Annotated in this window: 27 protein-coding genes; 11 read left to right on the forward strand and 16 right to left on the reverse strand. The window is 72.2% G+C overall.

The annotated features are described in order from the left end of the window. Positions 1–28: 28 nt before the first annotated feature. From ACIQ6R_RS19760 to ACIQ6R_RS19785, 6 genes are all read right to left on the reverse strand, one after another. Positions 29–874 (reverse strand): sulfurtransferase, encoded by an 846-nt coding sequence (locus ACIQ6R_RS19760; RefSeq protein ID WP_404176530.1) that lies wholly within the window; start codon positions 872–874, stop codon positions 29–31. Between the two features lie 127 nt (positions 875–1,001). Continuing rightward, positions 1,002–1,082 carry a putative leader peptide gene (locus ACIQ6R_RS19765; protein WP_350310325.1) on the reverse strand — a complete coding sequence of 27 codons (81 nt, stop codon included), beginning with the start codon at positions 1,080–1,082 and terminating at the stop codon, positions 1,002–1,004. Between the two features lie 215 nt (positions 1,083–1,297). Beyond that, complete coding sequence (locus ACIQ6R_RS19770; RefSeq protein ID WP_404176533.1) at positions 1,298–2,035, reverse strand: DUF2993 domain-containing protein; 738 nt, start codon at positions 2,033–2,035, stop codon at positions 1,298–1,300. Between the two features lie 285 nt (positions 2,036–2,320). Further along, on the reverse strand, positions 2,321–3,667 hold the full coding sequence (locus ACIQ6R_RS19775) for a hypothetical protein (protein ID WP_404222637.1): 1,347 nt from the start codon (positions 3,665–3,667) through the stop codon (positions 2,321–2,323). Positions 3,668–3,670: 3 nt separating this feature from the next. Next, a complete protein-coding gene (locus ACIQ6R_RS19780; protein ID WP_404222638.1) occupies positions 3,671–3,925 on the reverse strand; it encodes a MoaD/ThiS family protein in 255 nt (84 codons plus the stop codon). Positions 3,926–3,987: 62 nt separating this feature from the next. Continuing rightward, on the reverse strand, positions 3,988–4,911 hold the full coding sequence (locus tag ACIQ6R_RS19785) for an alpha/beta hydrolase (protein WP_404222639.1): 924 nt from the start codon (positions 4,909–4,911) through the stop codon (positions 3,988–3,990). A 246-nt stretch (positions 4,912–5,157) separates the two neighbouring features. On the opposite strand from ACIQ6R_RS19785, the gene ACIQ6R_RS19790 reads away from it, so the two are divergent. The 5 genes from ACIQ6R_RS19790 to ACIQ6R_RS19810 all read left to right on the forward strand — a co-directional run bounded on the left by ACIQ6R_RS19790 (position 5,158) and on the right by ACIQ6R_RS19810 (position 10,453). Beyond that, positions 5,158–5,931 (forward strand): winged-helix domain-containing protein, encoded by a 774-nt coding sequence (locus ACIQ6R_RS19790; protein WP_404176545.1) that lies wholly within the window; start codon positions 5,158–5,160, stop codon positions 5,929–5,931. Between the two features lie 42 nt (positions 5,932–5,973). Continuing rightward, positions 5,974–6,996 (forward strand): LacI family DNA-binding transcriptional regulator, encoded by a 1,023-nt coding sequence (locus ACIQ6R_RS19795; protein WP_404222640.1) that lies wholly within the window; start codon positions 5,974–5,976, stop codon positions 6,994–6,996. 114 nt (positions 6,997–7,110) lie between these two features. Then, positions 7,111–8,172, forward strand: coding sequence for a S1C family serine protease (locus tag ACIQ6R_RS19800; protein ID WP_404222641.1), 1,062 nt, complete (start codon positions 7,111–7,113; stop codon positions 8,170–8,172). A 95-nt stretch (positions 8,173–8,267) separates the two neighbouring features. Further along, positions 8,268–9,008, forward strand: a complete 741-nt coding sequence (locus ACIQ6R_RS19805) for a response regulator transcription factor (protein WP_404176553.1) — start codon at positions 8,268–8,270, stop codon at positions 9,006–9,008. Further along, entirely contained in the window at positions 9,005–10,453 is a 1,449-nt protein-coding gene (locus ACIQ6R_RS19810) for a sensor histidine kinase (RefSeq protein ID WP_404222642.1), read from the forward strand. The genes ACIQ6R_RS19805 and ACIQ6R_RS19810 overlap by 4 nt, the downstream gene beginning before the upstream one ends. On the opposite strand, the gene ACIQ6R_RS19815 is transcribed toward ACIQ6R_RS19810, so the two are convergent. The 4 genes from ACIQ6R_RS19815 to ACIQ6R_RS19830 all read right to left on the reverse strand — a co-directional run bounded on the left by ACIQ6R_RS19815 (position 10,444) and on the right by ACIQ6R_RS19830 (position 12,232). Continuing rightward, complete coding sequence (locus tag ACIQ6R_RS19815) at positions 10,444–10,842, reverse strand: hypothetical protein (protein ID WP_404176559.1); 399 nt, start codon at positions 10,840–10,842, stop codon at positions 10,444–10,446. The genes ACIQ6R_RS19810 and ACIQ6R_RS19815 overlap by 10 nt on opposite strands. Further along, entirely contained in the window at positions 10,839–11,126 is a 288-nt protein-coding gene (locus ACIQ6R_RS19820; RefSeq protein WP_345635924.1) for a hypothetical protein, read from the reverse strand. Before ACIQ6R_RS19820 ends, ACIQ6R_RS19815 begins: the two co-directional genes overlap by 4 nt. A gap of 150 nt (positions 11,127–11,276) precedes the next feature. Then, positions 11,277–11,474: a DUF397 domain-containing protein gene (locus ACIQ6R_RS19825; RefSeq protein ID WP_404222643.1), complete on the reverse strand. Its 198-nt coding sequence runs from the start codon at positions 11,472–11,474 to the stop codon at positions 11,277–11,279. Beyond that, positions 11,471–12,232, reverse strand: a complete 762-nt coding sequence (locus tag ACIQ6R_RS19830) for a helix-turn-helix domain-containing protein (RefSeq protein WP_404222683.1) — start codon at positions 12,230–12,232, stop codon at positions 11,471–11,473. Before ACIQ6R_RS19830 ends, ACIQ6R_RS19825 begins: the two co-directional genes overlap by 4 nt. A 186-nt stretch (positions 12,233–12,418) precedes the next feature. Between ACIQ6R_RS19830 and ACIQ6R_RS19835 the strand changes: the two genes are divergently transcribed. Further along, positions 12,419–12,718: a hypothetical protein gene (locus ACIQ6R_RS19835; RefSeq protein WP_404222645.1), complete on the forward strand. Its 300-nt coding sequence runs from the start codon at positions 12,419–12,421 to the stop codon at positions 12,716–12,718. A gap of 87 nt (positions 12,719–12,805) precedes the next feature. Here the strand turns inward: ACIQ6R_RS19835 and ACIQ6R_RS19840 are convergent, their stop codons facing one another. Next, positions 12,806–14,632: a bifunctional metallophosphatase/5'-nucleotidase gene (locus tag ACIQ6R_RS19840; RefSeq protein ID WP_404222646.1), complete on the reverse strand. Its 1,827-nt coding sequence runs from the start codon at positions 14,630–14,632 to the stop codon at positions 12,806–12,808. A gap of 184 nt (positions 14,633–14,816) precedes the next feature. Between ACIQ6R_RS19840 and mshD the strand changes: the two genes are divergently transcribed. Then, entirely contained in the window at positions 14,817–15,746 is a 930-nt protein-coding gene (gene mshD, locus ACIQ6R_RS19845; protein ID WP_404222647.1) for a mycothiol synthase, read from the forward strand. Between the two features lie 56 nt (positions 15,747–15,802). On the opposite strand, the gene ACIQ6R_RS19850 is transcribed toward mshD, so the two are convergent. From ACIQ6R_RS19850 to ACIQ6R_RS19870, 5 genes are read right to left on the reverse strand one after another with little or no spacing between them, the layout of a single operon-like run. Beyond that, the gene (locus ACIQ6R_RS19850; RefSeq protein ID WP_404222648.1) at positions 15,803–16,465 is read right to left on the reverse strand and encodes an ABC transporter; all 663 of its coding nucleotides are present in this window, start codon (positions 16,463–16,465) and stop codon (positions 15,803–15,805) included. Further along, the gene (locus ACIQ6R_RS19855; RefSeq protein WP_404222650.1) at positions 16,453–17,970 is read right to left on the reverse strand and encodes an ABC transporter permease; all 1,518 of its coding nucleotides are present in this window, start codon (positions 17,968–17,970) and stop codon (positions 16,453–16,455) included. The genes ACIQ6R_RS19850 and ACIQ6R_RS19855 overlap by 13 nt, the downstream gene beginning before the upstream one ends. Next, the gene (locus tag ACIQ6R_RS19860) at positions 17,967–18,830 is read right to left on the reverse strand and encodes an ABC transporter ATP-binding protein (RefSeq protein WP_404222651.1); all 864 of its coding nucleotides are present in this window, start codon (positions 18,828–18,830) and stop codon (positions 17,967–17,969) included. Before ACIQ6R_RS19860 ends, ACIQ6R_RS19855 begins: the two co-directional genes overlap by 4 nt. 43 nt (positions 18,831–18,873) lie before the next feature. Continuing rightward, complete coding sequence (locus tag ACIQ6R_RS19865) at positions 18,874–19,737, reverse strand: zf-HC2 domain-containing protein (protein ID WP_404222652.1); 864 nt, start codon at positions 19,735–19,737, stop codon at positions 18,874–18,876. Next, a complete protein-coding gene (locus ACIQ6R_RS19870; RefSeq protein WP_404222653.1) occupies positions 19,734–20,276 on the reverse strand; it encodes an RNA polymerase sigma factor in 543 nt (180 codons plus the stop codon). Before ACIQ6R_RS19870 ends, ACIQ6R_RS19865 begins: the two co-directional genes overlap by 4 nt. A 277-nt stretch (positions 20,277–20,553) precedes the next feature. Between ACIQ6R_RS19870 and ACIQ6R_RS19875 the strand changes: the two genes are divergently transcribed. From ACIQ6R_RS19875 to pstS, 4 genes are all read left to right on the forward strand, one after another. Further along, a complete protein-coding gene (locus ACIQ6R_RS19875; RefSeq protein WP_404222655.1) occupies positions 20,554–22,794 on the forward strand; it encodes an RNA degradosome polyphosphate kinase in 2,241 nt (746 codons plus the stop codon). Next, the gene (locus tag ACIQ6R_RS19880) at positions 22,775–24,010 is read left to right on the forward strand and encodes a CHAD domain-containing protein (RefSeq protein ID WP_404222656.1); all 1,236 of its coding nucleotides are present in this window, start codon (positions 22,775–22,777) and stop codon (positions 24,008–24,010) included. The genes ACIQ6R_RS19875 and ACIQ6R_RS19880 overlap by 20 nt, the downstream gene beginning before the upstream one ends. 20 nt (positions 24,011–24,030) lie before the next feature. Further along, a complete protein-coding gene (locus ACIQ6R_RS19885) occupies positions 24,031–24,468 on the forward strand; it encodes an NUDIX hydrolase (protein WP_404176592.1) in 438 nt (145 codons plus the stop codon). A 216-nt stretch (positions 24,469–24,684) separates the two neighbouring features. After that, the gene (pstS, locus tag ACIQ6R_RS19890) at positions 24,685–25,812 is read left to right on the forward strand and encodes a phosphate ABC transporter substrate-binding protein PstS (protein WP_404222657.1); all 1,128 of its coding nucleotides are present in this window, start codon (positions 24,685–24,687) and stop codon (positions 25,810–25,812) included. The last annotated feature ends 106 nt before the right edge of the window (positions 25,813–25,918 follow it).

Below are 25,918 nucleotides of genomic sequence, written 5' to 3' on the forward strand. Positions count from 1 at the left end.
TACTCCTGAGGGGTTGAGGGGGCGGGACTTACTTGTTGGCGCCGAGCTCGATCGGCACACCGACGAGGGAGCCGTACTCGGTCCAGGAGCCGTCGTAGTTCTTGACGTTCTCCACGCCCAGCAGCTCGTGCAGGACGAACCAGGTCAGGGCCGAGCGCTCACCGATGCGGCAGTAGGCGATGGTGTCCTTGGCCAGGTCGACCTGCTCGTCGGTGTAGAGCTGCTTGAGCTCGTCGTCCGACTTGAAGGTGCCGTCGTCGTTGGCGTTCTTCGACCACGGGATGTTGCGGGCGGACGGGACGTGGCCCGGGCGCTGCGACTGCTCCTGGGGGAGGTGGGCCGGGGCGAGCAGCTTGCCGGAGAACTCGTCGGGCGACCGGACGTCGACCAGGTTCTGCGCGCCGATCGCCTTGACGACGTCGTCGCGGAAGGCGCGGATCGCGGTGTTCTGCGGCTTGGCCTTGTAGTCGGTGGTGGCGCGCTGGGGCACCTCGTCGCCGGGGACCAGCTCGCGGGCGTCCAGCTCCCACTTCTTGCGGCCGCCGTCGAGGAGCTTGACGTTCTCGTGGCCGTACAGCTTGAAGTACCAGTAGGCGTAGGACGCGAACCAGTTGTTGTTGCCGCCGTAGAGGACCACCAGCGTGTCGTTGGCGATGCCCTTCGCGGAGAGGAGCTTCTCGAAGCCCTCCTGGTCGACGAAGTCGCGGCGGACCGGGTCCTGGAGGTCCTGGGTCCAGTCGATCCGGATCGCGTTCTTGATGTGGTTCTTCTCGTAGGCGGACGTGTCCTCGTCCACCTCGACGATCGCGATGCTGGGGTCGTCCAGGTGGTCCTGCACCCAGTCGGCGTCGACCAGGACGTCGCTGCGGCTCATGTTTTCTCCTCCGGGGCAGTTGCGGCGGGCGTGCGGTGCGAGGGTGCGCGCGCTCGGGCCGTGCGGCGGCGCGCGGATGCCCAGGGCAGGGCGGGTGAGGGGGAAGGACGGCGGCGTCGCCGTCCGCTCAGAAGGTGCGACAGAGCATGGCGGCAACGCGGCACAGGTCCACTGCCCGCCGCTTCGTGAGGTCCGCCTGGCGCTTCATAGCCCCGATCGTAGGGACGGACAGCGGGACATGTCACCGGCGTGTCGGATTCTGAGACGGGATCGTCCGCGATATGGGATCAGCGCGCCACCCGGAGCCCCCTGGAACGCCGCCGGACCGGGGTGGTCGCCGTCGCATCTACGGTGCGGACGGCGTCGTCTCGCCTGTCGGACTTCGGGTCGCCGCCCCCGCCTTTCCGGCGGCCGACCGTCGTCCTACCCGGCCAGCTCGACGTTCGAACCCTTCACCGTGATCTCGACGCCGTCCTTCGCCGCCTCGACCTTGTCCAGCTCGATGCCGCCCGGCAGTTCGTCGATGGTCTGCTGGAAGTCGGTGATAGCCCGGATCCGGGACTCGGCGAGCTGCTTGCCGCCGATCTCCGGCAGGCCGTCGGCGACGACCTCCACGTCGTTGTCCTTGACCGTGACCGAGCTGAGCACCTCGACCGGCTCGGGCACCTCGACACCGAGCACCGTGGCCTGGAGCGACACCTTGATCTTGCCGTTGCCGCCGTCGGAGAGGCCGACGACCTTGGCGGTGATACCGGGCGCGATGTCCGTGGGCTCGGATTTGGTGGCCTTCATCAGCTCGTCGTAGCCGACGGTCGCGGTGCCGGTGGCGGTGGCCGCGGTGGCGGAGCTGTAGTCGCCGGAGAACTCGACGCCCTTCATGTTCGCGCGCAGGTGGTCGATGAGGATCTTCTCGCCGCCGTTGCCGGTGGACGCCTCGTAGTCGTCGATGCCGATCTCGACGTCGTCCAGCTCGCCGCCGGCGACCTGGGTGAGGAAGGGGAAGCCGTTGATGGAGACGTCGGGTGTCGAGGGCAGGTTCTCGGTGCTCCGCAGCTTGTCCGCCACCTCGTCCTCGGCGAAGTTGACCGCCACACGGTCCGCGATCACGAAGAGCCCGCCCAGGATCACGACGACGATCAGCAGTATTCGCAGTGCACGCATGCGGTGTTCCCCAACCCTGGGCGGTCAACGACGGCGGTCCCCGACGACCTGCGGCCGTCCAGCGCGAGGGTAACGCGGCCGGGCGGGGCCGCCGGGGTTTTGTCGATCAGCTGTGACAGGGGTGCGAGGGCCCGTACGGGGCCCGTACGGGGCCCGTACGGGGCCGGTGCAGCGCCGGTGCGGGAGCCTGTGCGGTGGCGTGGCTCGCGCGAGGGCCCGTGCGGTGGGAAACGCCCGGCCCCGGCGGACGCCTTCCCGGTCGGAGGCGTCCAGCCCGGGGGCGGATCAGGCGAGGGCCCTGCCGAGCACGTACACCGCCGGTGCCGCCGCCGCGAGCGGCAGGGCCACGCCCGCGGTGAAGTGGACGAACCGGGAGGGGTAGTCGTAGGCCGCCACCCGGTGGCCGATCAGCGCGCACACCGCCGCGCCCGCCCCGAGCAGCGCCCCGGACGTCCCGAAGTCCGTCATCGAGCCGACCGCGATCCCCGCACCGGCCGCCGCGAGCAGCGCGACGACCACGGACACCCGCGCCGGCAGCGGCAGGGCGCGGGCCACGACGGCCACGGCCACCGCGATCGCGCCGACCGCCACCGCGTCCGCGTCGGCGGCGAGGTATCCGCCCGCGACGATCGCCAGGGCCGCCGCGGCGACGGTCGCGAGCAGGCCGTACATCCGCTCGTCGGGGTCGGCGTGCGAACGCAGTTGCAGTACGAGGGACAGCAGCACCCACACCCCGAGCGTGCCGAGGATCGCCGCCGGGGAGCGGTCCGACACCAGCATCGCCGCGTCGGCGGCGAGCGCGCCCGCGAAGCCCAGCGCGATGCCCTGCCGGGCGGGCCACATGCCGTTCAGGCGGAACCAGCCCGCCGCGGTGACGGCCTGGAGGACGACGAGCGGAACCAGGAGGGCGTACGTACCCAGCGCCGCCCCGCCCGCCAGCAGCAGCCCGAGCAGCGCCGTGAGCCCGGCCGGCTGTATCCCCGGGTCGATGATCGGCGAACGCCCCTCGGCGCGGGCGCGCTGCGCGTCGGTGACCCGCGTGTTCCCGGCGAGGGTCGAGGGGCCGTAACCGGGCGCGTCGGAGGAGGGCGCGGGCTCAGCGACGGCGGGAGCGGGGGCCGGGGCCGGGGCCGGAGCCGCGGGTTCGTACGGCTGGGGCTGGGGCTGGGACTGGGGCTGGGGCTGGGGCTGAGCGTGGGCCTGGGGGGCGTACGCCTGCGGCTGTGACGGGTACGGCTGCGGGTACGAGTGAGGCTGCGGGTGTGGCTGCGGCTGCGGGTGTGGCTGCTGCGGCGCGTAGGAACCGGTCGTTCCGTACGGCGTGCCCGTCGGCTCCGGGTATCCGTTCGGGGCCTGCGGCGGCAGGTACGCCGTCTCCTCCGCGGATACCGGCGGCTGCACCTGGGTCTCCCAGGTCTGCCCCTGCCACTGCTGCGTGTACTGGGCGGCGTCCGGGTCCTCGTAGCCCGGCCCGTCCTGATACGCCTGCTGCCCCTGAGGCTGCTGGTGCGCGGGCCACGCCTGGGCGTCGTACTCCGACTGCCCCTGCTGCCATCCCTCGTACGCCTCATATCCCTCGTACGGCTGATTCTGCCCGTACTGCTGATGCGGCTGATGCGGCTGGTTGGTCATCGCTCACCCTCCTGCGAACGGCGGGAGGACCTCGACCGTGCCGCCGTCGGCCAGCCGTACCGTCTCGTGCGCGCGCGTGCCCACGGGGTCGCCGTCGACGAGGAACGAGCAGCGCAGCAGTACGCGCGTGAGTTCGCCGGGGTGCCGCTCGCGCACCGCGCCGAGCGCGTCGGCGAGCGTGGCCGCCTCGTACGGCTCCTCGGCCACTCCCGCCGCGGCCTTCGCGGCGGCCCAGTAGCGCACCGTGACCTTTGCCATCTGGATCCTTCGTCGCCGGTGCCGATCGGCGTCCGTGTCGATCGGCGGTGAACACCGTCAGGCTAGCCCGCCCGGGACACGGCCCAGTCGCCGATGCGGCGCAGCAGGGCGTCGTCCGACGCGTGCTCGGCGTGGCCCATGCCGGGCTCCAGCCAGAGTTCGCCGTGGTCACCGGCCGCCTCGGCCAGCATCCGGGGGTGGTCGACGGGAAAATACCCGTCCCGGTCGCCGTGCACGACGAGAAGGGGCGTCGGCGCGATCCGCGGCACCGCCTCCACCGGCGACAGCGGCACCGGGTCCCAGTCCCGGTGATGGATACGGGTGCGCATGCCGTAGCGGCCCACCAGGCGCCCGGCGGGCCGCATCACCAGCCAGTGCAGCCGGCGCATGGGCGCAGTACCCCGGTAGTACCAGCGGGCGGGGGCGCTCACCGACACGACGGCGTCCGTGCGGGCGTCCCTGTCACCACCGCCGTCACCGTCACCCACGCCTCTGCCGTCACCCCCGCGTCTGCCGCCGTCGCCGCGTTCGCCGTCGGCGCCGCCGTACAGCGCGGCGTGCCGCAGCACCACCGAGCCGCCCATGGAGAAGCCGACGGTCACCACGCGCGCGTGCCCGAAGCCGCGCGCCCAGGTGACCGCCGCCGCCAGATCGAGCACCTCGCGGTCACCGACGGTGGAACGTCCGCCGGAGGCACCGTGGCCCCGGAAGGAGAACGTGACCACCGCGCCGTAGCGCCCGAACGCCTCCGCGATCCGCCGTACGTGGGGCCGGTCGGCGTCGCCGGTGAAGCCGTGCGCGATGACGAACACCAGGTCAGGGGCGTCGCGACCGCCCGCTCCCGGCTCGTACACGGCGTCGATCCGGACCCCGTCGGACGTGCGCAGGAAGGTGCGTGAGGGCGTGCGGCGCGGCGTCCTTTGGGGCGTCTCGGGATGCGGACGGTCGGTGGAACGCGCCACATGACCTGCCGGTCGGTTGCTCATGTCGGCTATTCTGCTGGGCAGAGGACTCGGGCAACGTAGCCCCCGGGTCCTTTTGTGCTTCCAGGAGCGCCGCCGGGCAGTCGTCGGGCGTTCACCTCCCGGACCCACAGCGGGCCCCACGGGCACGGGATCCGCACCTGTACGAAGCAGTGCCGTAAACGTCCTCGCAGGGACCGAGGAGGAACCAGACGTTATGGGCGAGCGAACCGTGCACGACCGTAAGACGACCCAGGCAGGTGGGGCGCGATGAGTTCTCTGCTGCTCCTGACCAACGCCCTCCAGCCGTCGACGGAGGTGCTTCCCGCCCTCGGCCTGCTGCTGCACAACGTCCGTGTCGCGCCGGCGGAGGGCCCCGCCCTCGTCGACACCCCCGGCGCCGACGTCATCCTCGTCGACGGACGCCGTGATCTACCGCAGGTCCGCAGCCTGTGCCAGCTGCTGCGCTCCACCGGCCTCGGCTGTCCACTCGTCCTCGTCGTCACCGAGGGCGGCCTCGCCGCCGTCACCGCCGACTGGGGCATCGACGACGTGCTGCTGGACACCGCCGGCCCGGCCGAGGTCGAGGCCCGGCTGCGGCTGGCCATGGGCCGCCAGCAGATCGGCGGCGACGACTCCCCCATGGAGATCCGCAACGGCGACCTGTCCGTGGACGAGGCGACGTACTCCGCCAAGCTCAAGGGCCGGATCCTGGACCTGACCTTCAAGGAGTTCGAGCTGCTCAAGTACCTCGCCCAGCACCCGGGCCGGGTCTTCACCCGCGCCCAGCTGCTCCAGGAGGTCTGGGGCTACGACTACTTCGGCGGCACCCGCACGGTCGACGTGCACGTACGGCGGCTGCGCGCCAAGCTCGGCCCCGAGCACGAGTCGCTGATCGGCACCGTCCGCAACGTCGGCTACCGCTTCGTCACGCCGGAGAAGCCCGAGAAGGGGGAGCGCGCGGAGGACGCCAAGGCGAAGGCCGGAGCCCGGCCGGAGGCGCAGGCGGACACCGCGGTGGAAGAGGCGTCAACCAAGGTGTGATACGCCCTGCCCGGGGCGGATCCATCCGCGTAGACTCCGCGCGTGGCCAAGGTGACTCGGGATGACGTGGCGCGACTGGCGGGGACTTCCACCGCCGTCGTCAGCTATGTCATCAACAACGGACCCCGGCCGGTCGCCCCGGCCACGCGCGAGCGTGTCCTCGCCGCGATCAAGGAACTGGGGTACCGGCCGGACCGGGTCGCCCAGGCCATGGCGTCGCGGCGCACGGACCTCATAGGGCTGATCGTGCCGGACGCGCGCCAGCCCTTCTTCGCGGAGATGGCGCACGCGGTCGAGTGGGCCGCCGCCGAGCGCGGGAAAATGGTCCTCGTCGGCAACTCCGACTACGCCGGCGAGCGCGAGGCGCACTACCTGCGCGCGTTCCTCGGGATGCGCGTCTCGGGCCTCATCCTGGTCAGCCACGCCCTGAACGACCTGGCCGCCGCCGAGATCGAGGCCTGGGACGCCCGCGTCGTCCTCATGCACGAGCGCCCCGAGGCCATCGACGACGTCGCCGTCGTCACCGACGACCTGGACGGCGCCCAGCTCGCCGTGCGCCACCTGCTGGAGCACGGGTACGAGTACGTCGCCTGTATGGGCGGCACCGCCGAGACCCCGTCCGTCGGCGACCCGGTCTCCGACCACGTCGAGGGCTGGCGGCGCGCGATGAAGGAGGCCGGGCTCTCCACCGAGGGGCGGCTCTTCGAGGCGCCGTACAACCGCTACGACGCGTACCGCGTGGGGCTGGAGCTGCTCTCCGGGGCACAGCGCCCGCCCGCGATCTTCTGCTCCACCGACGACCAGGCGATCGGCCTGCTGCGCGCGGCCCGTGAGCTGCGCATCGACGTACCCGGCGAGCTGGCCGTGGCCGGCTTCGACGACATCAAGGAAGCCGGCCTGGCGGACCCGCCGCTGACGACGGTCGCCTCGGACCGGTCGGCGATGGCGCGGGAGGCGGTGGACCTGGTCCTGGACGACGGTCTGCGAGTGGCGGGCTCGCGGCGGGAGCGGCTGAAGGTCTTCCCGTCACGCCTGGTGGTCCGGCAGTCCTGCGGCTGCGCGTAGCCGCACCGCACGGCTTCCGGCTCTTGCATCGGGTGGCTTTATATCGGGCATACGAGGTTCTGCCGGGCTTCTCAGGCAGCACTCAGGCCGCTCTCATCCGGGGGCGGAAAGCTCATGAACATGACCGAGAGCCTCCGCCGCAACGGCGAGTACGAGCACGCGCAAGAGAACCCGTACGAGAACCCGTACCAGGGCGCCCAGCAGCACGCCTCCTCTCCCGTCGACCCCGAGTGGCCGCCCCCGCCGGCGCAGCCGCCCGCCGCCTTCTTCCAGGACGGACAGCCCGAGCAGCCGCACAGGAAGCGCACGTCCCGTCGTCGCGGCCCCGTCGCCCTGCTCGCGGCCGTGGCGATCGTCGCGGCGGCCGTCGGCGGCGGCACCGCGTACGGCATCCAGGAGCTGACCGGCAGCGACACCGTCGCCTCCAGCGCCACCAGCACCAGCGTGGTGCCCACCGGCCAGAAGGGCACGGTCGCCGGGGTCGCCGAGTCGGTCAGCCCGAGCATCGTCGAGATCAGCGCCACCTCGAACGCCGGTTCCTCCACCGGTTCCGGCGTGATCATCACCGGTGACGGCGAGATCATCACCAACAACCACGTCGTCTCCGGCGCCTCGTCCGTCAAGGTCAGGACCAGCGACGGCAAGCAGTACACCGCCCGGGTCGTCGGCACCGACAGCAGCAAGGACCTGGCGCTGATCAAGCTGGAGGACGCCTCGGGTCTGAAGGCCGCGACCCTCGGCGACTCCGACGGCGTCGGGGTCGGCGACCAGGTAGTCGCGATCGGCTCCCCGGAAGGCCTCACCGGCACCGTGACCAGCGGCATCGTCTCCGCCCTGGACCGTGACGTGACCGTCTCGACCGACGAGGGCCGGCAGCAACAGCAACAGCAGCAGGGGGGCGGCTGGCCGTTCGAGTTCGGCGGTCAGGAGTTCAACGGCGACACCGGCTCGTCCACGACGACGTACAAGGCGATCCAGACCGACGCGTCCCTCAACCCGGGCAACTCCGGCGGCGCGCTGATCGACATGAACGGCAACATCATCGGCATCAACTCCGCGATGTACTCGTCGGCCGAGTCCTCCGCCGGTGCCGGAAGCGTCGGCCTCGGCTTCGCCATCCCGATCAACACGGTGAAGGCCGACCTGCCCGAGCTGCGAGCGGGCGCCGACGGCTGAGCGGGCGGCCCGAGGCCGATGCGAACATGCGACGCTGAAGACGCCCGCAGCCGTCACCCGACACCGCATCCGAGAATTCCGAGGAATCCGAGCCCATGAGCCCCGCAGATGGCGACCGCGACCGTGACACCCAGCGCATCCTGATCGTCGACGACGAGCCGGCGGTCCGCGAAGCCCTCCAGCGCAGCCTCGCCTTCGAGGGGTACGACACCGAGGTCGCCGTCGACGGCGCCGACGCCCTGGAGAAGGCGGCGGCGTACCGGCCCGACCTGGTCGTCCTCGACATCCAGATGCCCCGCATGGACGGCCTGACCGCCGCCCGGCGCATCCGCGGCGCGGGCGATGTCACCCCCATCCTGATGCTGACGGCCCGCGACACGGTCGGCGACCGGGTGACCGGCCTGGACGCCGGCGCCGACGACTACCTGGTCAAGCCCTTCGAACTGGACGAGCTGTTCGCCCGCATCCGCGCCCTGCTGCGCCGCAGCTCCTACGCGGCGGCCGTGGAGGCCGGTGCCGACAACGACGACACCCTCACCTTCGCCGACCTGACCATGGACCTGGCGACGCGGGAGGTCGTGCGGGCCGGGCGCCCGGTGGAACTGACCCGCACGGAGTTCACCCTCCTCGAGATGTTCATGGCACACCCGCGCCAGGTCCTCACCCGGGAGCAGATCCTCAAGGCGGTCTGGGGCTTCGACTTCGAGCCGTCGTCCAACTCCCTCGACGTGTACGTCATGTACCTGCGCCGCAAGACCGAGGCGGCCGGCGAGCCGCGCCTCGTCCACACGGTCCGCGGCGTCGGCTACGTGCTCCGGCAGGGCGGCGCGGAGTGAGAAGGCTGGTTCGCCGCTTCCGGGCGCTCCCTCTCCGGTCGCGCCTGGCGCTGCTGGTGGCCGCGTCGGTGGCGTTCGCCGTGACGGCGGCCGCGGTGGCGTGCTGGTTCGTGGTGAAGAGCGTGCTGGTCAGCTCATTGGACGAGGCCCTGAAGGCGAACCGCATGAGCAAGGACCAGGTGAGCCAGTACGTCAACCTGCGCACCGGCCAGTGCGCCCACGACCCCGTCACGCACGAGAAGAATCCCCTCGGGTCGTCCGTACAGCTCGTCGACGGCACGGGCGGAAGCTGCCTGATCATCGGCACGGAGGAGGTCCCCCTCACCGACGCCGACCACGCCGTGGCCGAGGGCAGGGCCACCGACGCGCTGCACGACGTCAAGGGGGCCGACGGCGCCCAGTACCGCGTCTACACCTACAGCGTGCTGCCCGAGCTGGGCGTGGCCGCCTCCGCCGCGCGACCACTGAACGAGGTGAACAGGAGCCTCAGCAACCTCGCGCTGGTGCTCGTCTTCGTCGCGGGCGCGGGAGTCGTCGGCGCCGGCGCCGCCGGCCTGTGGGTGGCCCGCACCGGCCTGCGCCCCGTCGACGAACTGACCCGGGCCGTGGAACACGTGGCCCGCACCGAGGATCTCACCGTCCGCATCCCCGTGGAGGACGACAGCGAGGACGAGATCGCCCGCCTCTCGCGCTCCTTCAACAGCATGACCTCGTCCCTGGCCAGCTCCCGTGACCTGCAACAACAGCTCATCGCCGACGCCGGCCACGAACTGCGCACCCCCCTCACCTCTCTCCGCACCAACATCGAACTCCTCTCCCGCAGCGAGGAGACCGGCCGCCCGATCCCCGAGGCGGACCGCAAGGCGCTCCTCGCCTCGGTCAAGGCCCAGATGACGGAGCTGGCCGCCCTGATCGGCGACCTCCAGGAACTCTCCCGCCCCGACACCGGCCAGCACGAGGGCCGCACCCGCATCCTCGCCTGGCACGACGCCGTCGAGTCGGCCCTGCGCCGCGCCCGCCTGCGCGGCCCCGAGCTGACCATCACGGCCGACGTGCGGCCCTGGTACGTACGGGCGGAACCGGCGGCCCTGGAACGCGCGGTCGTCAACATCCTGGACAACGCGGTGAAGTTCAGTCCCGAGTCCGGCACCGTCGACGTACGCCTCGCCGACGGCGTCCTCACCGTCCGCGACCACGGCCCCGGCATCCCCGCCGAGGAACTCCCCCACGTCTTCGACCGCTTCTGGCGCTCCCCGAGCGCCCGCGCCCTGCCCGGCTCGGGACTCGGCCTGTCGATCGTGGCCCGGACGGTGCAGCAGGCGGGAGGCGCGGTGAGCCTGACTCCGGCGGAGGACGGTGACGGCGGAACGGTGGCGACCGTACGGCTGCCGGGGGCGCCGGTACCGCCGCCGGAGGCGGACGCGGCCGGCGGGGGTCAGTGGTAGCCGAGCATGCCGGGGGAGTCGATGTCGACGGTGACGACGCCGGGGGGATAAGCGTCCTCCCGGTCCGTGAGGAGGATGGACATGCCCGTGAACTCGGGGCGGGGCAGCGCGCAGTACAGGGCGTGACAGGTGTCCGCGCCTCCGTACCCGTCGCGGATCATGGTGCCGACGGTGACCGACCCGGCCGTGTCCAGGTCGTCGACGACCACCGACGAGAAGGCCAGTACCCGTCCGCCCGCCCCCGCTTCCTCCGACTCCGCCTGCACGAGGCAGAGAGCGGGAATGCGGAGCAGATCGCCCGGCGTACGAGCCATGTTTCCGGCGAGCAGGTTCAGCGTCTTGTGGCCGTCCGCGAGGGCACGGGTCGCGCTGGTGTCCAGAATGATCACGCGGCGGCGCCTCGGGCCATGCGGACCTTCTCGGCGGCGATCCGATAGATGTTCCCGAGCACGTCGGGCGCCCGGTCGAATTCCTCGTCGCTGATCGCTACGCCGACGACGTCACGAACGACCTGCCGATCGGCCGCCACCCGCTCCGCGATCTGCTCCGCCGTCGGCTGCTCCGAGGCCAGCTGCTCGACGAGCTGGCCGAGGGTCATGCCTCGCTCCTTGGCGACCTGCGCGAGGTGGTCACGGGCCTGGCGTGACACCTGAATGGTCGTGTTCTCTGCCATGACCCCACCATAGTCGCGCCACGGCCAGGAGGCCGCCGTCCGTCGCTTCCTTCACCCGAAGGTGCCTACGGCCCTCGCCCCGGTTGACTCCGCCGTCGCGTCACCCAGGCGGGCGGGCGTCCGGGTACCGGCCCGGCTCGGCCCGAGTGGCTATGCCTTCAGCCGGGCCACGAATGCCCCCCACGACGTCGCCCCGAAGACCAGCACCCGCCCGTCCGGCACCTTGGTGTCGCGCACGGGGACGAGGCCGGGGTGACCGTCGGCGACCTCGACGCAGTTCGTGCCGCCCCCGTCACTGTAGGAGGACTTGCGCCAGGTCGCGGCGGTGAGGTCAGGGAGTCGGTTCATGATTTGCGCTCCTCCAGAAGGCCCTTGATGAACGCCATCGACTCCACCGGGGTCAGAGCCGCGTCCCTGACCAGATCGTAGGACAAGCGAAAGGACAGAACCTTGTCCGGATCGTCGATCAACTCGCCAAAGCCGTTGCCTTCCACGTAGGCAACGGGGTCGCCGACCCGTTGCCACAGGAGCCAGAGGTGACTGTCCATGAGGTCGTGCACACCAGCCGCGTAGGGCAATACCTGAAGCGCGACCGTGGGCAGTTCTGCCGCGTTCACCAGATGCGAGAGCTGGTCCCTCCACACCGTCCTGTCCGGAACAGGCCGCCGCAGCGCCCCTTCGTCCAATATCACGCGGATACTCGGCTCCGGTTGTCGATGCAGCAGTTCCTGCCGCCCCAGGCGCAGAGCAACCTGCTCCTCGACTGCCTCACTGTTGCCTGCCGTTGTCCGGGCTCCCGACAACACTGCCCGGGCGTAGTCCTCGGTCTGCAACAGGCCCGGGACCCGGAGCTGGAACAGCCACATCACCCGAGCCGTCGCTTCCAGTTCCATGAACGCCTTGTACTTGTCCTTGACGACCTCCTGGCGCGCGTCGCGCCAGAGGCGGACCAGCAGGTCACCGGTGCCGTGATACCTGTCGAGGTCCTCCATCACCGCCCGTTTGGAGAGCCGTTCCCCTTTCTCCAAGCGGTACAGATAGCTCTTGTCGTACGAGGTCTCCTCAGCCAGCTGCCCGAGTGACTTGCCCGCCTTGTCACGCAGCATCCGGAGCGTGCCACCCAGCTCCGCACGTCTCGACTGCCCGTCCCCGAGCGGGTGTTCGGCCACCTCGCTCCTTCCGTTGTCTGCCAGCCAGGCAACACCTGACCCCTTCCGCAGCGTACGCGCGACCAGTGACGATCGAGGCACGAAGCGTAATCACCGCTGCTCGTCGCTATCGAAGGGACAGCCATGCCCACTCCCCCGCTCCGTCTCCTCCCCTGGACCACCCCCGAAGGCAAGCCCTGCTACCTGAGTACCGACAGCGGGCAGAGCCGGCTCTCACGTCTCGCCGATGACATCGAGGCGGCCCAGTTGAACTCGGGCGAGCAGGTGCTCGCGGGGTCCAGGGCCGTGCTTGCCGACCGGAAGGCCGGGGAGCGGGCGGTGCGGTTCGCGTTGGCCAGGGCGACGGAGGCGCTCGCGGATCTGCTCCGGATCGCGGTCAGCCGGGGCGAACGCGTCGCGGATGGTGACAGTCGATCGCGGTGACACTCCCGGACCAACTGTTCGCGCCGCGCCCATATGAGCGCGGCGCGAACATCACATGCCGATGTGTACTCGCTTCGGCAGGTTCGGCTACCGCACGACCGTGATCCGGTCAGCCGCCGGCGGGGTGATCGGGTCGGTCGCCGACGAGTTGGCCGTCAGGTACTGCTCCAGCGCCGTCAGGTCGTCCGCGCCGACCAGTTCGTTCGCGCCCTCGCCCAGCGTGGGGAAGCCGTCGCCGCCGCCCGCGAGGAAGCTGTTGGACGCGACGCGGTAGGTGGCGTTCTCGTCGACCGGCGAGCCGTTGAGGCGGATGGAGTCCGTGACCACGCGGTCCGCGCCGGTCTTGGTCAGATCCAGCGTGTAGGTGAGGCCGGACGAGATCTGGAGGATCTTCGGGGCCGCCTCGTTCGGGCCGCTCACCTGCTCCTTGAGGATCTGGATCAGCTGGGCGCCCGTGTAGTCCTTGAGATTCACCGTGTTGGCGAAGGGCTGGACGGTGAAGCCCTCGGCGTAGGTGACGACGCCGTCGCCCTCGTTGCCCGTGGACGCGTACGTCAGCGGGGCGCGGATCCCGCCGGGGTTCATCAGGGCCAGGTCGGTCTCCGGGTCCTGTGCCCTGCCGTAGGCCAGCTGCGCGTCGGCGATCAGGTCGCCGAGCGGGGACTCGGTGCCGTCCCGGTTGATGTCGCCGGAGATGTAGCCGATGGGGCGGTTGCCGATCGGGGCGGCGAGGGTGCTCCACTTGTCGATCAGCCGGGTCATGTCCGGCGCCTTCGGGACGTCCCGCGTCACCACGTGGTTCGCCGACTTCACGGCCGTACGGGCGATGTCACCCGTCGCGCGGTCGTAGGTCAGCGTCGTGTCCGTGTAGAGGCGGCCGAAGGACGAGGCCGACGTGACCATGCGGGGCTTGCCCGCCGGGTCGGGGATCGTGCAGACGTACGCCGCGTGGGTGTGGCCGGTGACCAGCGCGTCGACCTGCGGGGTGACGTTCTTGGCGATGTCGGCGATCGGGCCGGAGATGCCGTCGCCGGCGCCCGGGGAGTCGCAGTCGTAGTTGTAGGAGGACGAGGCCGGGAAGCCGCCCTCGTGGACCAGGGCGACGATCGACTTCACGCCCTGGCGCTGGAGCACCTTGGCGTACTTGTCGATCGTCTCGACCTCGTCCTTGAAGGAGAGGCCCTTGACGCCCTCCGCCGAGACGATGTCCGGGGTCCCCTCCAGGGTCACACCGATGAAGCCGACCTTGACGCCCTTGTGCTTCCACACCCAGTAGGGCTTCAGGATGGGCTTCTTGGTCTTCTCGTCCAGGACGTTCGCCGCCAGGTACGGGAAGTCGGCGCCCTCGAACTCCTTGTCCGTGTAGCAGCCCTCGGTGGGGTGGCAGCCGCCGTTCTGGAGGCGGGCCAGTTCCCTGGCGCCCTCGTCGAACTCGTGGTTGCCGACGCTCGTCACGTCCAGGTCGAGCTTGTTCAGCGCCTCGATGGTCGGCTCGTCGTGGAAGAGGCCGGAGAGGAGGGGGGACGCGCCGACCATGTCGCCGCCTGCGGCGGTGATGGAGTAGCGGTTGCCCTCGCGGGCCTCGCGGAGGTGCGTGGCGAGGTATTCGATGCCGCCCGCGTCGACCGTCTTCGTCGTGCCGTCCGGCTGGAGTTCCGTGACCCGGCCGGAGGAGCCGGCCGGGGGCTCCAGGTTGCCGTGCAGGTCGTTGAAGGAGAGGAGCTGGACGTCCTGGTAGCGGCCGTGGCCGTGCCCGTGACCGCCGTCGCCGCGGTGGTTCTCGCCCGCGGTCGCCGATGCCGGGAGCGTCGCGGCGGCGAGCGCGCCGGCGGTGACGACCGTGGCGGCGGCGGCGAGGAGACGGGTCGCGCGGCGTCTGCGGCGCGGTTGGTGCGACTGTGCTGTGGCTGGCATGCGCCCCCCTGTGGGTGTGCGTGAGCGCGAGCCGCTGAGGAGACGGCTCGTCGGCGCAGCAGCCTAGAGTCAACGCGCGTAGCGCGACAGGGGGTGACGGGTTACATCCTGGTGTACCTCCCCCGCCGGCCCGACTCCCGCGACTGCCGCCGCTTTGCCGCACCCGCCCCTTACCCTCGTACGCATGACCAGCGACGACACCGTGCAGCCCGGCCGCCCCCGCTCGATCGAGACCCTCGCCGAACTCACCCCGGAGCAGACCGACGCCGTCCTCGCCCTGCTCACCGAGGCCGCCCGCAACGACGGGCAGCAGGCCGTGTCCGAGCAGGGACGGCTGCAACTGCGCGGCCCCGCACGGGAGGGCATCGCGCACCTGCTGCTCACCGTGAACGGCGGCGAACTCGTCGGCTACGCCCAGCTGGAGGGCACCGACCCGATCGAACCCCCGGCCGCCGAGCTGGTCGTCCACCCCTCGCACCGGGGCCAGGGACACGGGCGGGCGCTGGGCTCCGCGCTGCTCGCCGCCTCCGGCAAGCGGCTGCGGGTCTGGGCGCACGGCGGCCACTCCGCCGCCCGGCATCTCGCACAGGTGCTCGGTCTGACCCTGTTCCGCGAACTGCGTCAGATGCGCCGCCCGTTGGCCGGCCTGGAGCTGCCCGATCCGCGTCTGCCCGAGGGCGTGACCGTACGGACCTTCGTGCCGGGGCGGGACGACACGGCGTGGCTCGCGGTCAACGCCGCCGCCTTCGCCCACCACCCGGAGCAGGGCTCCCTCACCCAGCGGGACCTCGACGACCGCGCGGCCGAGGCCTGGTTCGACCCGGCGGGGTTCTTCCTGGCCGAGCGGGACGGCGAGCTGATCGGTTTCCACTGGACCAAGGTGCACGCCGAGGAGCGGCTCGGTGAGGTGTACGTCCTCGGCATCCGCCCCGACGTCCAGGGCGGCGGCCTGGGCAAGGCGCTGACCACGATCGGCCTGCGGCACCTGGCGGAGCAGGGGCTGCCCACGGCGATGCTGTACGTCGACGCCGACAACAAGGCGGCGGTGTCCGTCTACGAGCGCCTCGGCTTCGTCACCCACGAGACGGACCTGATGTACCGCACGGAGACCTGAGTTCCGGTCCTGGGGCCGGTCGTCGGGGTCATGCCGGAGTCGCGGGGCGACCGGCCCTAGACCGGTCCGGCGACCGCGCGGGGCCGCCTCCCCCGCCGCCGCCCCGCCGGCTCCGGCCCGCAGGCCGCCCACGCCACGGCCACCGCCGCGAGCAGCACCGCCCACCGGTCGTGCGCCGCCTGCCACCGCGGGTCGTCGGGCAGCACGAACAAGGCCCAGCTCTCCGGCGCCAGCAGCGGCGTGAGGACCGCCGCCAGCAGCAGGGCGGCCGCGACGGACGGCCCCGGCCGCGCCTCGTCCGTCAGCCGTACCGCCGCCGCGGCACCGGCGAGCGCCAGCGCGCCCAGTACCGCCGCCTCCACGGTGATGCCGCCGGCCGGGGGCCGGGACGCCGGGGGAGCGAGCAGCAGTACGGCCGTCCACCACAGCGCGGCGAGCGGCGCGACCAGGGCCACCCGCAGCGCCTGCCGCAGCGGGCGCCGGGTCGGGACGGGGGCGGTGAGGTGGCGTGCCGGGTCGTCCAAAAGGAAGGCCAGGCCGAGCGCGCCGATCAGGGCGGTGCCCCGCAGCAGGGTGAGCGTCTGCCAGGAGTTCGGCTCCGCGCCGAGGACGACCGGCGTACCGGCGAGCAGCAGTCCGAGGGTCCCGGCCGCCGCCAGGGCCCGCCACGGCAGCGTGCGCCACACCGGGCCGATCAGGGACCGCGTCACTCCTCGCACGAGTCCGCCTTGTCCGGCCCGGCCACGCCCAGGAGTTCGGCGGCCCGGGCGGTCGTGACACCCGGCGCGGTCAGCTCGGCCCAGTGCGCCTTCACCCGGTCCCCGACACCGGGGTCCGGCTTCTCCAGCAGGCGCCGTACGACGTCCGTCTGCCCCTCCGTCATGGTCAGCGGGTCGGTGGGCGACAGGACGATCGCGGAGCCCTTCACACTGTCGTCGAGGCGGACCCGGCGCAGGGCGTTCATCGGGTCGTCCTGCCAGCTCAGGGACAGCCACATGAGGGTGACCATCCGTCCGTCGCAGATCTCGCTGCCCGCCGCCTCCGTGCCCGCGACGAGGACCGCGGCGACGGCGCTGGAGAACTCGGGTACCCGGTTGCCGCCCCAGGCGGTGCCCACGGTCACCTGATGGGCGTCGGTCAGCGCGGGGATGGCGGCGTCGCCGTCCAGCCCGTACCGGGCGTCGATCCGCTGCCGTACGACGAGGCGCCGGTCGTGCGCGGAGCCGCCCGCGAGGGACTGGACCCGGTCGACGACCCCGGCCCAGGTGCCGGTGCGGGGCCCCCACTCGGGGAAGGCGCAGTACGTCGACCGGCCGTGCTCGACGCAGGTCGGCTCGGGGCGCACCGAGGCGCGTTCGCGGGCCGCGGTCAGCTCCGGTGACGGCGCCGCGCCCCCGGCCTGCATGACGCCGCCCGTCACCGCCAGTGCGAGGGTCAGGACGACGCCCGCCCGGACGGCCAGGTTCCGCGCACCGGCGAGGAGCACCGCGAGGAAGGCGGCGCACAGGGCCGCGCCCGCCAGGTAGAGGGCGTGCCAGGCGGCGGGCCGTCCCAGCAGGTCGGAGGGCAGGGTGCCGGAGCTGGCCTCGGCGACGACCGGCGCCAGCCAGGACAGCCCGCTCGCGCCGCCCGGTGCCGTGCCCAGGACGAGCGTGAACAGCAGCAGGACCACGACCAGGGGCGCGGCGAGCGCCGACCGGACCACCCGGGCCAGCAGCACCCCGAGGGTCCCGAACAGCAGCACCGTCAGCGGCCCGACGAGCAGCTCGGCCGGTGAACCGTGCCCGATCGCGCCCGGCTTGGACGCCTCCCAGGCGAACTGGCCGGCCACGCACACCGCGGTGAGCAGGACGGCCGGTACGACGGACAGCGCGTGGGCCGCCGTACGCCGCCAGGGCGCCACCACCAGCACGGCGAAGTGCTGTTCGGTGCCGTGCCGTTCGGAGCGCAGGACGGCGAAGCTGGCGGACAGCAGGACGGCGAGGCCGACGAGCATCGGCATGCTCTGGGTGGCGCGGTCGACGTCCTGCAACGCCGGATAGCCGTCCCAGGAGCTCCGCGTACGCCAGACGATCCACGCGACGTACGCCACGAAGGCGACGACGACGGGGATGCTCAGCAGCAACCGGCGCGCCTCGCACCGGGCCAGGGCGAGCACCGCCCGCGCGCCGCCGCGCGGCCCGGTCTCCACGGCGGACGGGGTCACGGTGAGTACGGCGCTCATGCGGCCACCTCCGCGTCGGCGCCGTCGAGGGCGAGCAGGTAGCCGTCCTCCAGGGTGGGGTCGACCAGCTGCGCTCCGGCGGGCGGATCACCCACGTTCCGGAACGACCCGGTACCGGTACGCCACCCGGCCTTCGCGCCCGCGTCCCGCTCCGTACTGCTCCACACGCGCCCGGCGGCCCGCGCGGTCAGCTCGGCCGGGGTCCCGTCGAACCGCACGGCGCCGGCGGCCATGACCACCACCCGGTGGCAGAGCATCGCCACGTCCTCGGTCTGGTGGGTGGACAGCAGCACGGTCCGCCCTTCTCCCGCCCCGGCGATCAGCTCCCGGAACCGCATCCGCTGTTCCGGGTCCAGCCCGACGGTCGGCTCGTCGAGCACCAGGAAACCGGGGTCCCCCACCAACGCGGCCGCGAGCGCCACCCGCTGCCGCATTCCCCCGGACAGCCTCTTGATCTTCCGCCCGCGCACTCCGCCCAGGTCGACCTCCTCCAGCACCCGCCGCACCTCACGATGGCGAGCGCCACGATCCGTCAGCTCCTTGAGGATCGCGACGTAGTCGACGAACTCGAAAGCGGTGAAGTCCGGATGGAAGCCGGGCGTCTGCGGCAGGTACCCGAGCCGCCGCCGCACCTCCTGCCGCCCGCTCGCGGTCCCGGGGTCGTGCCCGAGCACGGTGAAGGCGCCGCGGTCGGCGGGCACGGCGGTGGCGAGCACGCGCAGCAACGTGGTCTTCCCGGCGCCGTTGGGCCCGAGCAGCCCGGTGACGCCCGGAGTCAGCCGCAGCGACACGTCGTCGAGGGCGCGGGTGCGGCCGTAGTGAAGGCTGAGCCCGGAGGCGGAAACGGTGGGGGGATTCATACGGCACTCCCGTACAGGCGAAGGACAGGGAAGAAGGCGGGACTCACGCGGCACCCCGCGGAAAGACGTCGAACCGGTCGCGGAACAGGAACAGCAGCCCGGCACCCAGCACGGCCACCACGCCGGAGACGCCCTGCCCGGCCGCCGTGAACGGCGCCAGCGCACCGTCCTCGGCCGCGCGCGCCCCGTCCGCGACGAGCAGCACGGCCACCCACGCCCCCGCGACCGCGGATGGCGCGAGAACCGGACCCAGCCGGGGCGTCAGTGCGAGGCCGGTCGCGGTGAGGGCGAGCCCGGGCAGCAGCCAGGCCAGGGCGCGCAGCCCGTACCCCGGCAGGGCGAAGGTCGCCAGCCCGTTCACCCCGAGCGCGACGGCCAGCACGGCGACCGTACGGATCATCAGCAGCCGGAAGCCGTGCATCGGCGAGACGACCGCCATCTCGTGGGTCGGATCCAGCGCGGGCCCGTAGGCGAGCGCCACCCCGGCCAGCGGCAGCAGCGGAGCGAAGGCGAGGAACAGGGTGGGCGTGCGGGCGGCGCCGGCCGTCAGGGCGACGGCGAAGGTCATCAGCAGCACGGCGAGGACCGCGCCGAGCCAGGACCGGCGCAGTACGGGGGTGGCCGCGAGCAGCCGCGCGGTGCCGTCACCGACGCCGCACCGCACCAGCAGCCCCTCGAACCATCCCGGCCGGGGCGCGTCCAGCTCGGCGTCGAGCCGTTCCCACCCCGCCTCCAGAGCGGCGGCGTCACTCACCTCGGCGAGCACACCGCGGCAGTGCGCGCAGGCGGTCAGGTGGGTGTCGGCGGACCACAGGACGGGCGCCGCGAGCTCGCCCCGGGCGTAGGCCCGCAGATCGTCCTCGTCCACGTGCCAGGTATCCCGGCGACGGCTGTTCTCGTCACTCATGCCAGCGCCTCCCGCAGCTGCCGGCGGGCGCGCATCGCCCGCGTCTTGACCGTGCCCGGCGGGATGCCGAGCAGGACGGCCGCCTCACGGGTGGTCAGCCCGTCGACGACGGTGGCCTGGAGCACCGCGCGCAGCTCCGGTGAGAGCCGTACGAGGGCGCCGGCGAGGTCGCCGTGCTCGACACCGGCGAGCACCCGCTCCTCGGCGGAGGCCTCGTCGCGGTGCCGCAACCGGGCCAGCGCCTGCCGCAGCCGCCCCCGCGCCCCGTCGCCGCGCAGTACGTCGACCAGCCGCCGGGACCCGATCCGCCACAGCCATCCCGCCACGTCGCCCTCCTCCCGGTAGCGCGCGCTGCCGCGCCACACCGCGAGGAAGGTCTCCTGCACGACGTCGTCGACGACACCGGCGTCGGCGCAGCGGCCGCGCAGGCGCGCGGTCAGCCAGGGGGCGTACCTGCGGTACAGCTCCTCGAAGGCACGCCGGTCGGCATCGGCCGCGACGGCCCGCAGCAGCTCCCCGTCGCTTCTCGTTTCGCTCACGTCTCCTCATCGGACGAGCCCGGCCCAGCGGTTCACGCGATCGCAGCCGAGGTTCTCCCGCCCCACCCACGACCGGACGCGTCGCCGCCGCGGGCACCGGCACCCGACCACCGCCGGAGGCCCCCCGCTATCCCACACGTCATGTCCCCGTAACCATCGATTCAGACTGCCTTGCGACGCTCACCGAATGAAGCCGACCGTGCCGGAGCAACCAGGAGCAGAGCATCCCGCGCCTTCCGACGCGCCTGTCCTGCGCGCGGCGCGGAAGAATGGGTTCATGAGGCAGCCGAACACCCAGGCAGAGGTCCAGCACACGCAGCCCTCCGTGGGCTCCATCGCCGCGCACCGCCCGCACACGGTGGCCGCCACGGTGTCCGACCTGGAACCCGACATCGACGCGGACCTCGACGGGTACGAGGAGTCGGAGGAGTCCCAGGCCGGCGGCGCCCGGCTCCCGCAGGGCCGCTTCCTGGACCGCGAACGCAGTTGGCTCGCGTTCAACGAACGCGTGCTCGAACTCGCCGAGGACCCGAACACCCCGCTCCTGGAGCGCGCGAACTTCCTCGCGATCTTCGCCAGCAACCTGGACGAGTTCTTCATGGTCCGCGTCGCCGGCCTCAAGCGCCGCATCGCGACCGGCGTCGCCACCCGCTCCGCCTCCGGCCTCCAGCCCCGCGAGGTGCTGGAGATGATCTGGGCCCGCTCCCGCGAGCTCATGGCCCGGCACGCCGCCTGCTTCCACGAGGACGTGGCCCCCGCCCTCGCCGAGGAGGGCATCCACCTGGTCCGCTGGAACGAACTCGCGGAGAAGGAGCAGGCCCGCCTCTTCACTCTCTTCCGGCACCAGATCTTCCCGGTCCTCACCCCCCTCGCGGTCGACCCGGCCCACCCCTTCCCGTACATCTCGGGCCTCTCCCTCAACCTCGCGGTCGTCGTCCGCAACCCGGTGACCGGCCACCGCCACTTCGCCCGCGTCAAGGTCCCGCCGCTGCTCTCCCGCTTCCTGGAGGCGTCCCCGGGCCGCTACGTCCCCATCGAGGACGTCATCGCCGCCCACCTCGAAGAGCTGTTCCCGGGCATGGAGGTCCTGGAGCACCACGCCTTCCGCCTCACCCGCAACGAGGACCTGGAGGTGGAGGAGGACGACGCGGAGAACCTCCTCCAGGCCCTCGAGAAGGAGCTGATGCGGCGCCGCTTCGGCCCGCCCGTACGCCTGGAGGTCGAGGAGTCCGTCGACCGCGAGGTCCTGGACCTCCTCGTCCGCGAGCTGAAGATCGGCGAGGCGGAGGTCTACCCGCTCCCCGGCCCCCTGGACCTCACCGGCCTCTTCCGCATCGCGGGCATCGACCGGCCCGAGCTGAAGTACCCGAAGTTCGTCGCCGGCACCCACCGCGACCTGGCCGAGGTCGAGTCCGCGTCCGCGCCGGACGTCTTCGCCGCCCTCCGCAGCAGGGACGTACTCCTCCACCACCCGTACGACTCCTTCTCCACCTCCGTACAGGCCTTCCTGGAGCAGGCGGCGGGCGACCCGGACGTCCTCGCGATCAAGCAGACGCTGTACCGGACGTCCGGCGACTCCCCGATAGTCGACGCGCTCATCGACGCGGCCGAGTCCGGCAAGCAGGTCCTCGTCCTGGTCGAGATCAAGGCCCGCTTCGACGAGTCCGCCAACATCAAGTGGGCCCGCAAACTGGAGGAGGCCGGCTGCCACGTCGTCTACGGACTGGTCGGCCTGAAGACCCACTGCAAGCTGTCGCTCGTCGTCCGCCAGGAGGGCGAGACGCTACGCCGCTACAGCCACGTCGGCACCGGCAACTACCACCCGAAGACGGCCCGCCTCTACGAGGACCTCGGCCTGCTCACCGCGGACCCGCAGGTCGGCGCGGACCTCTCCGACCTGTTCAACCGCCTCTCCGGCTACTCCCGGCGCGAGACGTACCGCCGCCTCCTCGTCGCGCCCAAGTCACTGCGCGACGGCCTGGTCTCCCGTATCCACAAGGAGATACAGCACCACCGCGCCGGCCGTCCCGCCTACATCCGCATCAAGGTCAACTCGATGGTCGACGAGGCCGTGATCGACGCGTGCTACCGGGCGTCCCAGGCGGGCGTTCCCGTCGACGTGTGGGTGCGCGGCATCTGCGCGCTGCGCCCGGACGTGACGGGCCTGTCGGAGAACATCCGGGTCCGTTCGGTCCTCGGCCGCTTCCTCGAACACTCGCGCGTGTTCGCCTTCGGCAACGGCGGTGAGCCCGAGGTCTGGTTCGGCAGCGCCGACATGATGCACCGCAACCTCGACCGCCGGATAGAGGCCCTGGTCCGGGTCACCGACCCGGCCCACCGGGCGGCCCTCAACCGGATGCTGGAGACCGGCATGTCGGACAGCACCGCCTCCTGGCACCTCGGCTCGGACGGCGAGTGGACCCGGCACGCGACCGACTCGGACGGCCAGCCCCTGCGCAACGTCCAGGAGATGCTCATAGACGCCCGGAGGCGCCGGCGTGGCACAGCGACACCTTGACCCGACGGACCCCGCCGCGACGGCCACGGCCGCTGCCGGCCCGCCGGTACCCGCGGACGCGGACGCCCTCGCGGACTACCTGCGGGCCCAGGCCACGGAGTTCCTCCGCGCCCTGCGCCTGCACCGGGAGTCGGGCACCGGCGCACACGGCTCGAACGGCTCACATGGCTCACCCCGCTCGCACGACGCACACGGCTCGCACAGCGCGCGCCGCTCGGACAGAGGGACCCCGGCCGCGGCCCCCGCGGACGCGGTCCGCGCCCTGCGCCGTGCCGCCCGCCGTCTCAGCGGCACCCTGCACACCTTCCAGCCCCTGCTGGACGCCGACTGGGCGGAGAGCATGCGCCCCGAGCTGGCGTGGCTGTCCGGCACGCTGGCGATGGAGCACGCCTACGCGTCCCGCCTGGAACGCCTGCTCCAGGCCCTGCACCGGCTGTCCGGTTCGTCGGCTCTCCCGGCCCAGCAGACGGCCGGCCGGGCCACCGCCGCCGTGTCCGCGACCGTGCCCGCAGCCCACCCGGCGCCCCCGGAGCGCGGCAGCCTCACCGTGGGCGCGGCCAAGGCGGGCGCGCTGCTCGACCGCCAGCTGACCCTGGCCCGCACCCGGGCGCACTCCACCGCCCTCCAGGCGCTGGGCAGCAGCCGCTTCCACGCGGTCGCCGACAAGGTCGCCTTACTGGCGAGCGAGGTCCCGCTGAGGGCCACCGGACCCGCCACGTCCGGGACCACCGCCACCAGCGCGGCCACCACCAGCGCCGCGTCCCCCACCGACCTCCGCCCCCTGGCCGCCGCCGCGGAGACCCGCCTCACCGACGCCGTGGCCGCACTCCCCCTGGTCACCGCGGGGAGCCCGTACAACGCGGAGGCGCTGATCCACGGCCTCTCCCCGGACCCCGTCGCCCACCCCCAGGACGCCCCGTGGCACCAGGTCCGCCTGCTGCTGCGCCTGCACCGGTACGCGCTCGAAGTGCTGGCCGGCGAGGAGGCCGAGGATTGCGGGGACGTACGCCTCCTGGCCGCCGGCGAGGCCCTGAACCGCCACCGCGACGCCGCGGAGGCCGCCGCGGCCGCGGCCCAGGCCGCCCGTACGCCGCGCATCGCGCCCGCGACGGCCTACGCGCTCGGTGTGCTCCACGCCGACCAGCGGCATGAGGTGGAGGCGGCGAGGTACGCGTTCCAGCACAGCTGGCGCAAGGAGCCCATCAGGTTGCCGTAGGACAGGAGGCGTGAGCGCACGTGAGTCCCGCAGACGACACCACCGTCCGCGCGGCCGGCTGCGTGCTGTGGCGGCGCTCCCCGGTCGACGGCGAGCTGGAGCTCTGCCTCGTCCACCGTCCGAAGTACGACGACTGGTCGCACCCCAAGGGCAAGCTCAAACCCGGCGAGGACCCGCTCGCCGGCGCCCTGCGCGAGGTCGCGGAGGAGACGGGGTACGCCGCCGCACCGGGCGCCGAACTGCCCACCGTCCGCTACCTCGCGGACGGCCGTCCCAAGGAGGTCCGGTACTGGGCGGCCGCGGCCACCACCGGCGCGTTCGCCCCGTCCGACGAGGTCGACCGCATCCTGTGGCTGGCGCCCGCGGCGGCCCGCGCCCGTCTCACTCAGCCGCGCGACCGGACCCTCGTGGACGCGCTGCTCGCGACGCACCCGCTCGGAACCACTCCGTGTCCTTGACGTAAGCGTTCCGTGACCTCACCGCACCGTCCTCAGGGGTTCACCCCCCGTTCATTTACGCCCTTCGGCGGCTTCACCTGTTCTGCCTAATTTCGGCCTTACCGATACGGGGCGCATCTCGAAAAGGCGTCCGCATCGCCCATCTCGATCGTCTTCAACGCCACTCCTCGCACGCCGCCGGATTCAGGACGGCGGCTCCTGGAAGGAACTCCCTCAGTGAAGCTTCAGCGCATGAACCGGCGGGCCCTCGCTCTCGGTGCTCTCGCCGTCTCCGGCGCCCTGGCCCTCACGGCGTGCGGCTCGGACGACACCGGCGGCAACGGCGGCGGCGGTGACGCCAGCGCCGCCGCCAACAGCAACATCAAGTGCGACGACGCCAAGGGCCAGCTCCAGGCCTCCGGCTCCTCCGCCCAGAAGAACGCGATCGACGCCTGGGTCAAGCAGTACGTGTCGGCCTGCCGGGACGTACAGATCAACTACAACCCGACCGGCTCCGGCGCGGGCATCACCGCGTTCCTCCAGGGCCAGACCGCCTTCGCCGGCTCGGACTCGGCGCTGAAGCCCGACGAGATCGAGCAGTCCAAGAAGGTCTGCAAGGACGGCCAGGCCATCGACCTGCCGATGGTCGGCGGCCCGATCGCCGTGGGCTTCAACGTCCCCGGCGTCGACTCCCTCGTCCTGGACGCCCCGACGCTCGCCAAGATCTTCGACAGCAAGATCACCAACTGGAACGACCCGGCGATCGCCAAGCTCAACCCCGAGGCCAAGCTGCCCGACCTCAAGATCCAGGCCTTCCACCGCTCGGACGAGTCCGGCACCACGGACAACTTCACCAAGTACCTGAAGGACGCCGCGCCGGACGACTGGAAGTACGAGGGCGGCAAGTCCTGGGAGGCCAAGGGCGGCCAGTCCGCCAGCGGCTCCTCCGGCCTCGCCCAGCAGGTGAAGCAGGTCTCGGGCTCCATCTCGTACTTCGAGCTGTCGTACGCCAAGGACGGCATGAAGACCGTCGACATCAAGACCGAGGCCGCCGAGCCGGTCAAGGCCACCGTCGAGAACGCCACCGCGGCCATCGGCGCCGCCAAGGTCGTCGGCACCGGCAAGGACCTCGCGCTGGAGCTGGACTACACGCCCACCGCCGACGGCGCCTACCCGCTCGTCCTGGTGACGTACGAGGTCGTCTGCGACAAGGGCAACAAGGCCGAGAGCCTGCCCGCCGCCAAGTCCTTCCTGAACTACATGGCCTCGGAGGACGGCCAGGGCCTGCTGAAGGAAGCCGGCTACGCCCCGATGCCCACCGAGATCATCACCAAGGTCCGCGAGACCATCTCGGGCCTGAGCTGACCCGAGTGCGGTCCGGTCTCCCCCGGGGGCCGGACCGCACCGTCCGGTGCACCGCCGCCAGGAGCCCCCGAGACGGGGTGCCTCCGCCCGAGCCGCCGCGTACGAC

The organism is Streptomyces sp. NPDC096048, assembly GCF_044763415.1.
In the GTDB taxonomy this organism is placed as follows: domain Bacteria; phylum Actinomycetota; class Actinomycetes; order Streptomycetales; family Streptomycetaceae; genus Streptomyces.

What these genes read in the sequence shown, in the direction of transcription:
- ACIQ6R_RS19760 (WP_404176530.1), bottom strand. Translation starts at nt 874, where the DNA reads ATGAGCCGCAGCGACGTCCTGGTCGACGCCGACTGGGTGCAGGACCAC.
- ACIQ6R_RS19765 (WP_350310325.1), bottom strand. Translation starts at nt 1,082, where the DNA reads ATGAAGCGCCAGGCGGACCTCACGAAGCGGCGGGCAGTGGACCTGTGC.
- ACIQ6R_RS19770 (WP_404176533.1), bottom strand. Translation starts at nt 2,035, where the DNA reads ATGCGTGCACTGCGAATACTGCTGATCGTCGTCGTGATCCTGGGCGGG.
- ACIQ6R_RS19775 (WP_404222637.1), bottom strand. Translation starts at nt 3,667, where the DNA reads ATGACCAACCAGCCGCATCAGCCGCATCAGCAGTACGGGCAGAATCAG.
- ACIQ6R_RS19780 (WP_404222638.1), bottom strand. Translation starts at nt 3,925, where the DNA reads ATGGCAAAGGTCACGGTGCGCTACTGGGCCGCCGCGAAGGCCGCGGCG.
- ACIQ6R_RS19785 (WP_404222639.1), bottom strand. Translation starts at nt 4,911, where the DNA reads ATGAGCAACCGACCGGCAGGTCATGTGGCGCGTTCCACCGACCGTCCG.
- ACIQ6R_RS19790 (WP_404176545.1), top strand. Translation starts at nt 5,158, where the DNA reads ATGAGTTCTCTGCTGCTCCTGACCAACGCCCTCCAGCCGTCGACGGAG.
- ACIQ6R_RS19800 (WP_404222641.1), top strand. Translation starts at nt 7,111, where the DNA reads ATGAACATGACCGAGAGCCTCCGCCGCAACGGCGAGTACGAGCACGCG.
- ACIQ6R_RS19805 (WP_404176553.1), top strand. Translation starts at nt 8,268, where the DNA reads ATGAGCCCCGCAGATGGCGACCGCGACCGTGACACCCAGCGCATCCTG.
- ACIQ6R_RS19820 (WP_345635924.1), bottom strand. Translation starts at nt 11,126, where the DNA reads ATGGCAGAGAACACGACCATTCAGGTGTCACGCCAGGCCCGTGACCAC.
- ACIQ6R_RS19825 (WP_404222643.1), bottom strand. Translation starts at nt 11,474, where the DNA reads ATGAACCGACTCCCTGACCTCACCGCCGCGACCTGGCGCAAGTCCTCC.
- ACIQ6R_RS19830 (WP_404222683.1), bottom strand. Translation starts at nt 12,232, where the DNA reads ATGCTGCGTGACAAGGCGGGCAAGTCACTCGGGCAGCTGGCTGAGGAG.
- ACIQ6R_RS19835 (WP_404222645.1), top strand. Translation starts at nt 12,419, where the DNA reads ATGCCCACTCCCCCGCTCCGTCTCCTCCCCTGGACCACCCCCGAAGGC.
- ACIQ6R_RS19840 (WP_404222646.1), bottom strand. Translation starts at nt 14,632, where the DNA reads ATGCCAGCCACAGCACAGTCGCACCAACCGCGCCGCAGACGCCGCGCG.
- mshD (WP_404222647.1), top strand. Translation starts at nt 14,817, where the DNA reads ATGACCAGCGACGACACCGTGCAGCCCGGCCGCCCCCGCTCGATCGAG.
- ACIQ6R_RS19855 (WP_404222650.1), bottom strand. Translation starts at nt 17,970, where the DNA reads ATGAGCGCCGTACTCACCGTGACCCCGTCCGCCGTGGAGACCGGGCCG.
- ACIQ6R_RS19860 (WP_404222651.1), bottom strand. Translation starts at nt 18,830, where the DNA reads ATGAATCCCCCCACCGTTTCCGCCTCCGGGCTCAGCCTTCACTACGGC.
- ACIQ6R_RS19865 (WP_404222652.1), bottom strand. Translation starts at nt 19,737, where the DNA reads ATGAGTGACGAGAACAGCCGTCGCCGGGATACCTGGCACGTGGACGAG.
- ACIQ6R_RS19875 (WP_404222655.1), top strand. Translation starts at nt 20,554, where the DNA reads ATGAGGCAGCCGAACACCCAGGCAGAGGTCCAGCACACGCAGCCCTCC.